At 30.1% G+C, this 13,196-nt stretch carries 13 protein-coding genes; 8 read left to right on the plus strand and 5 right to left on the minus strand.

The genetic code is table 11. The features are described 5' to 3' along the window. Nucleotides 1–4 precede the first annotated feature (4 nt). Both METVI_RS0106325 and METVI_RS0106330 read left to right on the plus strand, forming a co-directional pair. A complete protein-coding gene (locus tag METVI_RS0106325; protein ID WP_017981134.1) occupies nucleotides 5–1,768 on the plus strand; it encodes an acetolactate synthase large subunit in 1,764 nt (587 codons plus the stop codon). Next, the gene (locus METVI_RS0106330; RefSeq protein WP_004592795.1) at nucleotides 1,765–2,853 is read left to right on the plus strand and encodes a 2-oxoacid:acceptor oxidoreductase subunit alpha; all 1,089 of its coding nucleotides are present in this window, start codon (nucleotides 1,765–1,767) and stop codon (nucleotides 2,851–2,853) included. The genes METVI_RS0106325 and METVI_RS0106330 overlap by 4 nt, the downstream gene beginning before the upstream one ends. On the opposite strand, the gene aroE is transcribed toward METVI_RS0106330, so the two are convergent. Further along, complete coding sequence (aroE, locus tag METVI_RS0106335) at nucleotides 2,836–3,675, minus strand: shikimate dehydrogenase (RefSeq protein WP_004592793.1); 840 nt, start codon at nucleotides 3,673–3,675, stop codon at nucleotides 2,836–2,838. The genes METVI_RS0106330 and aroE overlap by 18 nt on opposite strands. 69 nt (nucleotides 3,676–3,744) lie before the next feature. On the opposite strand from aroE, the gene eif5A reads away from it, so the two are divergent. After that, the gene (eif5A, locus tag METVI_RS0106340; protein WP_004592791.1) at nucleotides 3,745–4,134 is read left to right on the plus strand and encodes a translation initiation factor IF-5A; all 390 of its coding nucleotides are present in this window, start codon (nucleotides 3,745–3,747) and stop codon (nucleotides 4,132–4,134) included. Here eif5A and METVI_RS0106345 read toward each other — a convergent pair. Together METVI_RS0106345 and METVI_RS0106350 are read right to left on the minus strand one after the other, a co-directional pair. Further along, nucleotides 4,127–4,645 carry a TIGR00267 family protein gene (locus tag METVI_RS0106345; RefSeq protein WP_394296183.1) on the minus strand — a complete coding sequence of 173 codons (519 nt, stop codon included), beginning with the start codon at nucleotides 4,643–4,645 and terminating at the stop codon, nucleotides 4,127–4,129. The genes eif5A and METVI_RS0106345 overlap by 8 nt on opposite strands. Before the next feature lie 39 nt (nucleotides 4,646–4,684). Next, nucleotides 4,685–5,245: an RraA family protein gene (locus tag METVI_RS0106350; RefSeq protein ID WP_004592788.1), complete on the minus strand. Its 561-nt coding sequence runs from the start codon at nucleotides 5,243–5,245 to the stop codon at nucleotides 4,685–4,687. 18 nt (nucleotides 5,246–5,263) lie between these two features. Here METVI_RS0106350 and METVI_RS0106355 point away from each other — a divergent pair, with 18 nt between their 5' ends. Continuing rightward, a complete protein-coding gene (locus METVI_RS0106355; protein ID WP_004592786.1) occupies nucleotides 5,264–7,183 on the plus strand; it encodes an IGHMBP2 family helicase in 1,920 nt (639 codons plus the stop codon). Between the two features lie 4 nt (nucleotides 7,184–7,187). Here METVI_RS0106355 and rnp3 read toward each other — a convergent pair whose 3' ends face one another. Both rnp3 and METVI_RS0106365 read right to left on the minus strand, forming a co-directional pair. Beyond that, on the minus strand, nucleotides 7,188–7,871 hold the full coding sequence (gene rnp3, locus METVI_RS0106360; protein ID WP_004592784.1) for a ribonuclease P protein component 3: 684 nt from the start codon (nucleotides 7,869–7,871) through the stop codon (nucleotides 7,188–7,190). Continuing rightward, a complete protein-coding gene (locus tag METVI_RS0106365) occupies nucleotides 7,861–8,496 on the minus strand; it encodes a 2-phosphosulfolactate phosphatase (protein WP_004592782.1) in 636 nt (211 codons plus the stop codon). The genes rnp3 and METVI_RS0106365 overlap by 11 nt, the downstream gene beginning before the upstream one ends. A 22-nt stretch (nucleotides 8,497–8,518) precedes the next feature. On the opposite strand from METVI_RS0106365, the gene METVI_RS0106370 reads away from it, so the two are divergent. The 4 genes from METVI_RS0106370 to tfe are packed head-to-tail and all read left to right on the plus strand — an operon-like array spanning nucleotide 8,519 to nucleotide 13,196. Next, nucleotides 8,519–9,676: a class I SAM-dependent rRNA methyltransferase gene (locus METVI_RS0106370; RefSeq protein WP_017981135.1), complete on the plus strand. Its 1,158-nt coding sequence runs from the start codon at nucleotides 8,519–8,521 to the stop codon at nucleotides 9,674–9,676. Continuing rightward, on the plus strand, nucleotides 9,673–11,655 hold the full coding sequence (locus METVI_RS0106375) for an ATP-binding protein (protein ID WP_004593437.1): 1,983 nt from the start codon (nucleotides 9,673–9,675) through the stop codon (nucleotides 11,653–11,655). The genes METVI_RS0106370 and METVI_RS0106375 overlap by 4 nt, the downstream gene beginning before the upstream one ends. After that, nucleotides 11,621–12,670, plus strand: coding sequence for an ATP-grasp domain-containing protein (locus METVI_RS0106380; protein WP_004593435.1), 1,050 nt, complete (start codon nucleotides 11,621–11,623; stop codon nucleotides 12,668–12,670). The genes METVI_RS0106375 and METVI_RS0106380 overlap by 35 nt, the downstream gene beginning before the upstream one ends. Beyond that, nucleotides 12,657–13,196 (plus strand): transcription factor E, encoded by a 540-nt coding sequence (gene tfe, locus METVI_RS0106385; protein ID WP_004593434.1) that lies wholly within the window; start codon nucleotides 12,657–12,659, stop codon nucleotides 13,194–13,196. Before METVI_RS0106380 ends, tfe begins: the two co-directional genes overlap by 14 nt.

Genomic DNA, 13,196 nt, shown 5'->3' on the forward strand with positions numbered 1-13,196 from the left:
TTAAATGAAAGGAGCTGAAGTTATAATTAAAGCTTTAGAAGCTGAGGGAGTTAAGATAATTTTTGGATATCCTGGTGGAGCAATACTCCCATTTTATGACGCTCTATATGACAGTGATCTTCAACACATTCTAGTTAGACATGAGCAGGCGGCAGCTCATATGGCTGATGGTTATGCTAGGGTATCTGGAGAAGCTGGAGTTTGTGTCTCTACATCAGGTCCTGGAGCAACAAATTTAGTTACAGGTATAGCAACAGCTTATGCAGATTCCTCACCAGTTATAGCATTGACTGGCCAGGTTCCAAGAAATCTTATAGGGAATGATGCATTTCAGGAAATAGATGCTCTTGGCTTATTTATGCCTATAACAAAACATAACTTCCAAATAAAGAAAGTTGAAGAAATTCCAGAAATAATAAGAGCTAGTTTTGAAATTGCAACAACTGGTAGAAAAGGGCCAGTTCATATTGACATCCCTAAAGATGTTCAGAGTGAAGAAATAGAGCATGTTGATATTCCTGCAAAGGTAGATCTTCCTGGTTATAAACCAAAAACTGTTGGACATCCATTACAAATAAAAAAAGCAGCTAAATTAATAGCTGAATCAGAAAAGCCATTAATATTGGCTGGAGGAGGAGTTATATTAGCTAATGCCCATGAAGAGTTATATAGGTTAGCTGATCTTTTTAAAATCCCAGTGACAACAACATTAATGGGTAAAGGAGCTTTTCCTGAAGATCACTTTTTGTCATTAGGAATGGCTGGAATGCATGGAACAAGAGCAGCAAATTATGCTATAGATGAGTGTGATGTTCTTATAGCCATTGGATGTAGGTTTTCTGATAGAGTTACTGGAGATGTTAGATACTTTGCTCCAAATGCTAAAATTATCCACATTGATATTGACCCTGCAGAGATAGGTAAGAATGTAAGGGTAGATATTCCAATAGTTGGAGATGCTAAAAATGTTTTGAGGGATATAATTAATGTTTTATTGACATTAGAGATAAAAAGTAAAGAAGATTGGTTAGAGAGAATAAGAAAATTAAAATCTTTCCCAATAAAAATGGATTTTGATGATAAACCAATAAAACCACAAAGATTTGTTAAAGATTTAATGGATACTTTAAAAGAGATAGATCCAAGCTTAAGAAATACTGTAATAACTACTGATGTTGGACAAAATCAAATGTGGATGGCCCACTATTTCAAAGTTAAAATGCCAAGAACATTTATATCCTCTGGAGGATTAGGTACAATGGGTTTTGGATTTCCAGCAGCTATTGGAGCTAAAGTAGCAAAACCATATGCAAATGTTATTTGTATTACAGGGGATGGAGGATTTTTAATGAATTCTCAAGAACTTGCAACAGTGAGAGAGTATGATATTCCAATAGTTATTTGTATATTTGATAATAGAACATTAGGAATGGTGTATCAATGGCAGAATCTATATTATGGTCAAAGACAGAGTGAAGTTCATCTTGGAGAAAGTCCTGATTTTGTTAAGCTTGCTGAAAGCTATGGCATAAAAGCTGAGAAAATTACAGACCCAAATGAAATAAAAGAAAAATTAAAAGAAGCTATTTTAAGTAGAGAACCTTATCTATTGGATATTGTTATAGATCCTGCTGAAGCTTTACCAATGGTGCCACCTGGAGATAAGATAACAAATATAATTCAACCTCCAAGAGTGGAGCCAAAAATAAAGGATAATAAAAAGATTAAATTGAAAAACATATTAGAAGGAGTTAAGGTGGAAGAATGATAGCATTTTTACAAGGTAATGAAGCCTGTGCTAAAGGGGCTATAAAAGCAGGATGTAGATTTTTTGCAGGATATCCAATAACTCCCTCAACAGAGATAGCTGAAACTATGGCTAGGGAGTTACCAAAGGTTAATGGTTATTATATTCAAATGGAAGATGAAATTGGTTCAATAGCGGCTGTTATTGGTGCTAGTTGGGGAGGCTTAAAAGCCATGACTGCTACTTCAGGGCCTGGATTTAGTTTGATGCAGGAAAATATAGGTTTTGCATGTATGACAGAAGCCCCTTGTGTTATAGTCAATGTTCAAAGAGGGGGTCCATCAACAGGGCAGCCTACACATGCTAGTCAAGGAGACATGATGCAGTGTAGATGGGGAAGTCATGGGGATTATGAAATTATAGCCCTTGCCCCATCCTCTGTTCAAGAGATGTATGATTTTACTATTGAAGCATTTAACCTTTCTGAAAAATATAGAGTTCCAGTATTTGTTATGGCAGATGAAATTGTTGGTCACATGAGAGAGAAGGTTCATTTACATGATAATTTTGATATAGTGAATAGAGAATTACCAAAAGAAAAACCATGTAAAAAGCCATATCCATTTGATGTTGATGTACCACCAATGCCTATTTTTGGTGAGGGTTATAATGTTCATGTAACAGGTTTAACTCATGATGAAAGAGGTTATCCAGATGTATCTCCTGAAACACATGATAAGCTTGTGAGAAGGTTGGTAAATAAAATAAGAAAAAATAGAAATAAAATAATAAAATTAGAAATGCATAATATAGAAGCTAAAACACTATTTATTTGTTATGGATCACCTTCAAGAACTGTTAAATATGTTACAAACATGTTAAATAAAGAAGGTAAAGATGTGGGATATATAAGATTAATTACTGTTTATCCTTTCCCGGATGATATTTTAAAAAAAGTTAAAGCAGAAAAAGTTATTATACCCGAGATGAATTTAGGGCAAATATATTATGAAGTTGAAAGATGTTGCAAAAATTCAGATGTTATTTTAGTAGATAAAATAGGTGGAGAAATACATAAACCAGATGAGTTAATGAGAGTAGTTTAGATATTTCATAATAGCTTCTCTCATAACATTAATATTTGGCTCAACTCCTGTCCAAATTTTAAAAGCTTCAGCTCCTTGATGTATTAGCATTCCTAAACCATCTATTGCTATAGCATTAACCTTTTTAGCCTCTTTTAATAATGGAGTTTCTAAGGGGTTATAGACAAGATCCATGACAACTTTACCTCTTAACTGTTCAGCTGTAGCTAATGGTTTATCATCCTTTTTCATCCCTACAGATGTAGCATTAATCACAATATCAACATCTTTTAAATCAGTATTTAATGGGACATATTTAACCTCATCAGAATTTTTTCCTAATTTTTCTATAATCTCTTCAGCTAATTTTTTAGCCTTATCTAATGTTCTATTTGCAATTATTATATTATTATTTTTAGCTAATTCAAAAGCTACAGCTCTTGCTGCACCACCAGCACCAAATATTAATATATTTTTGTTTTCAACTTTTCCAATTTTTTCTTCTAATGCTTTTCTAGCTCCAATACCATCAGTATTATACCCAATTGCTTCTTTATCAACCTTTATGGTATTTACTGCCCCTATTAATTCAGCACTTTTATCTAATTTATCTAAATATTTTATTATTTCAATTTTATGAGGAATTGTTACATTAAATCCCACTATTCCTAAAGCTTTTGCCCCATCAATAACATATTTTAATTTCTCTGGCAAAACATCAAAAGCTAAATAAACATAATTTAAATTCTTATCTCTAAAAGCAGCATTTTGCATTATAGGTGAGAGTGAATGTTCAACAGGATGTCCTATTAATGCTACAAGCTTTGTCTTACTATCAATCATTTTTACCACCATAATCTTTATATAATAAATTTTTTTAAAGTTATTAAAAACTTTTTTAAGGTGATATTCATGCCAGGAACAAAACAAGTTAATGTAGGATCATTAAAAGTTGGGCAGTATGTTATGATTGATGGAGTACCATGTGAGATAGTTGATATAAGTATATCAAAGTCTGGAAAACATGGAGGAGCTAAGGCTAGAGTTGTAGGGATTGGGATATTTGATAAAGTTAAAAAGGAATTTGTTGCTCCAACATCAGCTAAAGTAGAGGTTCCAATAATTGATAGAAGAAAAGGACAAGTTCTTGCTGTTGTTGGAGATACTGTTCAGATAATGGATTTACAAACATATGAAACTTTAGAATTGCCAATACCAGAAGGTTTAGAGTTAGAGCCTGGAAAAGAAGTTGAATATATAGAAGCTGTTGGACAGTATAAAATAACAAGAGTTTTTAGCTAAATATATTTTCAATAATAAAACATAGAAATGACACTAATAATGCTCCAACAACCATTTTTGTTCCAGATATTAACAAATTCTCTTTAGAGATTTTTCCTATAAAAATACCTAATAAAAATAACAATCCCACTGTAATCCCTATTGCTACATACAAAGCCACATTTGGCTTTAAAAAGAAGAATGGTAAAACAGGTAGAGCAGAACCTAAAGTTGTAGATATCCCATCTATAACCCCACAAATCATTGTGTCTTTTAAAGCATTTTTATATATGAGTGATTTTTTCAGATATCCATGATTTTTTACTAGCTTTCTTTCCATATTTATTCTTTCTCTCTCCAATGAAGCTTTTTCTGCAGTAAAAGCCCCTAGTATATTTGATAATCCATTAGCTAAACCCCCACCTAAACCTGCAGAAATAATTATATGTGAATCTGCTCCACTAGCTCCTATAACTACTCCTAAAGTAGATAGAGTCCCATCTATTAACCCTCTTATTATATATCTAACCATTGGCTTATCAGCAATTTTTTCCAATATTCGCAAAGATTTTCACCTCAAGTTTAGAATTTCACTTAAATCTTGCCCTTTCATTATTCTTTCTTTAATTTTATTCTCTTTACTTTTAACTTTTTTAACTCTCTCCATTATCTCATTGTAACATCTCCTTTTTATTAAACAGACACCATTCATATCACATGCTATGTAATCCCCTGGAGATACGGTAATATTATATATATCAATAGGTATATTAATCTCTCCAACATTTAGAGGTTTTCCAGCTTCAGCATTTACCTCTTTATAAAAAACAGGAAATTTTAATGATATAATGTCTTCAATATCTCTTATTGCTCCATATATAACAACTGCTTTAACCCCTTTAATCTTAGCATTTAAAGATGCTAAACCCCCCCAAACTGCTTTTTCCCCTTCATTTTTGACAAATATTATCTTTCCTTTAGCATAACTTATAGCTTTAACTACACAACCCCAATCATCATTAGTTCTTACTGTAACTACCTCTCCAATTATAACCTTCTGGTTATTTAAAACTGGTTTTAAATTTTTTATATATAAAGCTCCTGCATCACATAAGTTTGGTACAGAGAACATAGAACTCACAGTGATATTATGAATTTAATAGACCATTATGTAAGAAAATATTTAAATCTTATTGAGTTAGAAAGAAAGTATGAAATGGAGTTTCATAAAGAAGAAATAAAGAGGTTAGGGAGAAAAAGAGAGGAAGTAGGTAGAGCAATATTGAATCTAAAAGGAACTTTTTTAGGAGAAGCTTTAGGATGTACTCTTGTTAGATTTGGTAGAAAGAAAGAATTTAAAACAGAGATATCACCAGGAGATGTTGTGTTAGTTAGTAAGGATGATCCTTTAAAGAGTGATTTATATGCAAATGTTATCTATGTAGGAAAAAACTTTATTGATGTAGCATTTGACATAGATGTGCCTAAATGGGTTTTTAAGGAAAGAGTAAGGATTGACTTATTTATAAATGACATTACATTTAAAAGAATGAAAGAAGCCTTATTAAAAATAGCTAAAGAAAAACCAAAGTTACTTTATATTATTTTAGGTATTGAAAAACCTGAAAAACCATTTAGAGAGGATATTAATATAGAGTTTTATGATAAATCTTTAAATGAATCTCAGAGGTATGCTGTTAAAATGGCTGTGTTAAATAAAGATCTCTACCTTATCCATGGCCCTCCTGGGACAGGAAAGACTAGAACTTTAACAGAAGTTATAGTTCAAGAGGTTAGATTTAATAAGCATAAGGTATTGGCTACTGCAGATTCAAATATAGCTGCTGATAATATTTTAGAATATCTATTAAAGAAATATCCTGACTTAAATGTTGTTAGGGTAGGACATCCAACAAGGATCAATAAAGAGTTAATAGAGCACTCTTTACCCTACCTAATAGAAACTCATGAAAAATATCAAGAAATTAAAAGAATAAAAGAGAAAATAAAGAAATTAAAAGAAGAAAGAGATAAATTTCTAAAACCATCTCCAAAATGGAGGAGAGGATTATCAGATGATAAAATAGTTAAAATAGCTAAAAAGAATAAAGATTATAGAGGAATTCCTAAACAGAAAATAAAGAGTATGGCTGAATGGATAGTAAGAAATAGGGTTATAAAGAGGTTTGTTGATAAATTAGATAAGATAGAAAAAGATATTGTAGATGATATATTAAAAAAGGCAGATGTTGTTGTGGCTACAAACTCAATGGCAGGTTCTGAAATATTAAAAGACTATTATTTTGATGTAGCTGTAATAGATGAAGCTTCTCAAGCTATGGAACCTTCCTGTTTGATACCAATAACTAAGGCTAACAAGTTAATAATGGCTGGGGATCATAAACAACTACCTCCAACAGTGTTAAGTGATAATGAAGAGTTAAAAAAGACACTATTTGAAAAACTAATAAATAAATATCCAGAGTTCTCAACAATACTTGAGATACAATATAGAATGAATGAAAAGATTATGGAATTTCCAAATAGAATGTTTTATAATAATAGGTTAAAGGCACATGAGAGTGTTAAAAATATCACCCTATTGGATTTGATTAAAGATGTTGATGAGGAAGATAGGGATATTATAAATGAGAAGCCTGTTCAATTTATACATGTTGATGGAGAAGAGAAGAGGGATAAAGAATCACCCTCATATTATAATATAGAAGAAGCTAATAAAGTGCTTTGGGTTGTGAAAAAACTAGTTAAATATAACATTCCTCTGAGTGTAATAACACCATATGACGCTCAAGTTAGATATTTAAGAAGACTATTTGAAGAGAATAATTTAGATGTTGAGGTGAATACTGTAGATGGTTTCCAAGGAAGAGAAAATGAAGCTATAGTTATATCATTTGTAAGGACAAGAAAATTTGGATTTTTAAAAGATTTGAGAAGGCTTAATGTAGCAATAACAAGAGCTAAGAGAAAATTAATTTTAATAGGTAACAAAAACTTATTAAAACAACATCCTGTGTATAATGAAATGTTAAGTTGGGCTGAATCATAAAAAATTATTTTATAATCTCTAAGCCATACCTTATAACATTATCTCTCATCAAATAATCTCTGTATTCACAAATTTTATAAAGTGTTTCCATAATCTTTTTAGCAAATTCTGGTTCTACCAAAGTATTTAAAAAAGCTCTAATATCATATGGACTTTTTATTTCATAAATATTTGTAGCATCTGTTGAAACTACAACAGGTGTTTTATATTTTTTGGCTAACATTAAATTTCTTCTAAAGAATAACATTAATCTAGCTCTTTCATAACCATCTTTTAAAAGTAGTTCTCTAAAGTTTATCTCAATAGCAACTCTATGTTCTGATGCTAACCTCATCAGTACATGATCCATTCCAGAATCCTTTCTATTGAGTTCAGGTGTTGAGAGGATATCAACATTATGTTGTTCACAGCTAAATCTATTTATTTTTATATCCCCACCTTCTATTAAGATTATATGACATTTTCTCCTGTATTTCTTTATACTATTTTTTAAACTCTTTATATTATTATCTCTTAATTTTATTCCACTATAAACTTTTAAATTGTATCTTTCAGCTATCTCTTTTACTTCTAAAAATTTTTCTTTATCAAAATTGTTATATTGATAATACACAAATCCTTGCCACTTCAGTTCCTTTAATAACTTAATACCCTCTTCACTATCAATTCTATTTAAATCAATCCTCATATCTTACAACCTTTCCATCCTCTTTTATGTAATAACCTACAATATCATAAGTATTTTCCATTATTGAAAAATACACATCTCCTTCATAACCAATAGCCTTTAAATGCTTAGCAGCTTCAGAATTTATTACAAGTTCAGGGTTAGCTAATCCAAAATCATTACCCCAATATTTAGCTATATAAGCACATCCCACTATATCCTCAATAGCAAATTCTCCCATTCTATGGCAAGGTATTAAAGTAGCATCTCCTACTTCAGAAACAGCCTTAGCATTAACTATAGCCCCAATAAAAATTTCTTTAGCTTTTAAACTTCTTAAAACTCTAGTTCCATTTGTTGTGGATAAATAAATTTTTTCTCCATTGTTATATCTCTCTTCTATAATATCTCTATTTTTTAATATCTCAATAGGTGAGTTATTAAAGTCAAATCCTTTTACTTTTACCCCTCCTCTCTCGCCTATATATATTCCTTTCTCCCTCCTCTCTATAGAGTCAGTTATATAAACCTCATCCACTATGCTTAAAAGTGTGGTTATTGTTGTAGAAGCTCTTAACACATCTACAACTATAACTTTATCTTTTATTTTTTGGTTTAAAAATCCATTATATATATGATCAAACATAACATCACCAATAGGTGATTTAATGATAAAGCTATATGTAGATTTTGGTGGATATTCAGCTATAGAGAAGGGTAATCTTATAATTAATAGAAATAATATTATTAACAAAGAGGATTTTGATAGTGCAGAACTTGGAGAAGTTGTAGATATATATTCAAAGAGAGGAAAATTTCTTGGTAGAGGTTTTAAAAATCCAAATGAAGTAAGGATAATGACATTAAAGAGAGAAGAATTAAATGAAAATTATATTAGGGAAAAGATAATTAAAGCTAATAATTATAGAGTTTATGAGTTGGGTTATAAAAACAGTTATAGAATGGTTTACACACAATCTGATTGGTTAAATGGATTGGTTATAGATAGATTTAATGATATAGCAACTCTTCAAATATTTAATTTTGGTATTGAAAAATATAGAGATGTTATTGCTGAAACACTGTCTGAATTGGGAATTGAGCATATATATGAGAAGAGTACTGGAAGAAATAGAAGGAGGGCAGGATTAAAAGATATTGAAGGATTTTTAAAAGGAAAAAAAGAGGAAACAGTAATTACTGAAGGAGAAGCAAAATTTAAAGTATATGTTAAACAACAAAAAACAGGATTTTTCTTAGATCAGAGGGAGAATAGGCTGTTGCTAGAGAGGTTTATTAAAGAGGGTTATAGGGTTTTAGACATATGCTGCTACACTGGAGGTTTCTCGGTTCATGCAGCTTTAAAAGGAGCTTATGTTGTGGGCGTAGATTTATCTAAAAAGGCCTTAGAGGTCGCTGAAGAGAATATGGAAATTAATAATATTCCAAAAGATAGATATGAGTTTATAGAAGGAAACGCATTTAAAGTTATGGAAGAGCTAATAGAAGATGGAGAAAAATTTGATGTTGTTATCCTTGATCCTCCTGCTTTTGCACAATCAAAAAAAGATTTAAAGAGTGCTTTAAGAGGATATCATATGTTAAATAGGTTTGGAGCTACTCTATCAAATAGATATTTAATAACATGCTCCTGTTCCCAGCCAGTTGAACCTGATGCTTTTAAAGCTCTTGTTATTGATGCATGTTTAAAGGCAAAGAAATGGGGAAAAATTATTATACAAGGTTCACAAGCCCCAGATCACCCTATAACATCAAAAGGTACAGAATATTTGAAATGTCTTTTCTTGAGAGTTGATGAAATATGAACTTGGAAAAATTTAAAGATCTTTTAATTGCATATTTAAGAAATTTTCATCAAGATGATATAATAATGGAAAAAGATAGAGTAAATATTGATTTAAAAAAGCTTTATTATTTTGGATTAATGGAATTTGTAGAATTTACTGTAAATCACCCTTATGAGGCTATAAATATTATAAAAGAATGTTACAAAGAAATTTATTTCACTTTAAAAGGGGAGGAATTAGAAGATATAATAATAGAGCTAAACAATATTCCTGAAGTGTTTAAAAGAAATTATACAATAGAAAAAATAAAAAGTAAGGATATTGGGAAACTTGTAGAATTTGAGGGTATTATTGTTATGGCTTCTAAGATAAAACCTATGTTAAAAAAAGGCTTTTACATATGCCCCAAATGCGGGAGAAAGAGTGTTAAAGAGATAGATTTTTTGAAAGACTGTGAGGAAGTTATATGTAAATGTGGGGAAGTTATGGAGCTTATTGATGATAGATCAACATATGTAGATTTTCAGGAAATAAAGGTTCAGCAGCCCTTAGATTTGATGAGTAACCCTGAAGAACCACCAAAATATATAACAGTATTCCTAGAAAACTCTCCAGGAATTTATGCAGGAAGGGTAAAAGTACTTGGTGTACCTATAAAAGTAAGAAAAAGTAAAAAATTACCAATTTATGATTTATATGTTAAAGCTATAAGTTGTAATGTATTAGATGAGGGAGCTAAGATATCTATATCAGAAGAAGATATTAAAAATATAAAAAAACTATCTAAAAGGAAAGATATAGTAGATATTCTTTCAGATAGATTAATTCCTGAGATTAAAGGGTATTCAACAATAAAAAAAGCTGTTTTTTTACAACAAATAAAAGGAGTTAAAAAACCAAATAAAAGGGCAGATATCCACATTTTATTAATAACTGATCCTGGGATAGGAAAAACTGTTATTTTAAGAAACATTGCAGAGATTCCAGGAAATGTTTATGGTTCTGTAACAACAGCTACTGGTGTAGGATTAACAGCAGCAGTAGTTAAAGAGAAAACTGAGATTGGAGAAGACAATTGGGTAATTAAACCAGGTTTATTAGTTAAAGCCAATAAAGGAACAGCCTGTATAGATGAGCTAACAGTGAATAAAGAGATATTAAGTTATGTCCTTGAAGCTATGGAAAGTCAAACTATTCATGTTAGTAAAGGAGGAATTAATGCAAAACTTCCTGCTGAATGTGCCGTATTAGCTGCCTGTAACCCAAGATGGGGAAGGTTTGATCCAGAGAAATCTATAGCTGAGCAAATAAATATTCCTGCTCCATTATTAAGCAGGTTTGATCTTATATTTCCTATAAGGGATGTGTCTGATAATAAGAAAGATGAAGAAATAGCCAATTATATTATAGATCTACATAGAGCTTATTTGAATAAGGATATTAATAGAAAAATAGGGTTAGATTATATAGAGATAGATGGGGTTAAAGTAGATAGGGAATTTATTATTAAATATATACACTATGTAAGAAAACATAAGCCAATAATTGGGGAGAGAGCTAAGAAGATGTTAATAAACTATTATGTAGAAATGAGAAAAAAACATCAAATTACTGCAAGACAGTTAGAAGCTGCTATAAGAATAGCTGAAGCTCATGCAAAAGCTAAATTAAAAGAAGAGGTAGATGAAGAAGATGCTAAAGTGGCCATAGAAATAATAACTGAATGTTTAAAAGAGATAGCCTATGATCCTGAAACTGGAATGTTAGATGTAGATAAAATAATAGGTGTAGCTAAAAAAGAAAGAGATAAATTAATGATGGTTTATGAAATAATTAAAGAACTTTCTGATGATGATAAGTTAGTTGATTATGATTTTATATTAGAAGAGGCTAAAAAAAGAGGAATTAATGAAGAGGAATTGGAAAATATTATTAAAAAACTTATAAAGTATGGAGATATTGATGAGCCAAAGCCTGGGAGATTTAGGGTGTTATAAAGCTTTAGTTTTAGGAGTAAATACAAGAGCTGTAGCAAACTCTCTAAAATCTTTAGGCTTTTATGTGTATTCAGTTTCATATTATGCTCCTGAAGATTTAAAAGCTGATGAAAAATTCTTTTTTGTAAATCCATATAAACATGGGAAGTTGAAAGATAATTATGATCCAAAAAAACTGTTAGAGAAAGCTAAAGAAATTGCTGATAGTGTAGATTATATATTTATTACCTCTGGAGTTTTTGAATATATAAAAAAGGCTCCAAAATGGGAAAATGTTGTAGGTAATGAACCAAAAAAGATTGTAAAATTAAGTAATAAGTATAAAGTTTATAAAAAATTGGAAAATTTAGGGTATAATATACCAACATATAAAATAATTTATAATAGGCATCAGTTAGAGAAATTCAGGGAAGAGTTTAAAAAGATTGTTCTAAAGCCAATATCAGGTTGTGGAGGATTGGCAAAAAATTTGGAGTTCCCTATTTTAGCCCAAGAGTTTATAAAAAGTGAAAGTTTTAGCATAAATTTTATAGACAACACATTTATAACCTTTAACAAACAAATTATTATTAATGGACAATATGCTGGAAACATCACTCCATACAAACTTTCTAAAACTTATGTTAATGAACTTAGAGATATTATTGAAGTTTTTGAACTTGAAGGAATGAATGGTTTAGATTTTTTAATTAATAACAATTTGTTATACATAATAGATCTAAATCCCAGAATTCTTGGAACTTTTGACACAATTGAAATCTCCTCAAGAAAAAATCTTGTTAAAGCTTTATTAAATAAAGAATATGCTAAAACTGTTAAACCAAATAGGGTATATGAAAAAAGAATTATTTTTGCTAATAGGAGATTAAAAGTTAGAATTAAGAATTATAGATGCCTATATGACATTCCAAAAAATGGGGCTATTATAGAGAAAGATGAACCTATCTTTACAGTAATATCAGATAGTAATATAAAAAACATAATTAGGGAGAGTGTAAAGTATGAAGATACGTAAAATGTTGAACGATCCATTAGTTCAAGAGGTGTTATTTAACATATTTGAAGGAGATGAAAAAGGTTTTGAACTTATAGAGGTGCTATTAAAAAAGGGAGAGACTACTGAAGAAGAGTTAGCTAAAGAGCTAGGGATTAAGTTAAATTATGTTAGAAAGTTGTTGTATAAGTTATATGATGCTAGATTAGTTGACTATAAAAAATGGAAAAATGAAGATTCAAATTGGTTTTATTATACATGGCGCCCAACATTTGAAAAAATTCCATATGTTGTAAAAAAGAGAGTTAAAGAACTTATTACTGACTTAGAAAATAAATTAAAATATGAAAAAAATAATATGTTTTTCTACTGTCCAAAATGCAATATAAGATTTACATTTGAAGAAGCTACAGATTTGAACTTCTTATGTCCTGGTTGTGGAAATATGTTAGAGGAATTTGACAATAGTAAAATAATAAAAGATCTTGAAGAACAGATAAAATTTTTAGAACATGAACTCAAACATAATCCTATATTAAATCAGTGA

This window comes from Methanocaldococcus villosus KIN24-T80 (assembly GCF_000371805.1).
GTDB classification, from domain to species: domain Archaea; phylum AGJL01; class Methanococci; order Methanococcales; family Methanocaldococcaceae; genus Methanocaldococcus; species Methanocaldococcus villosus.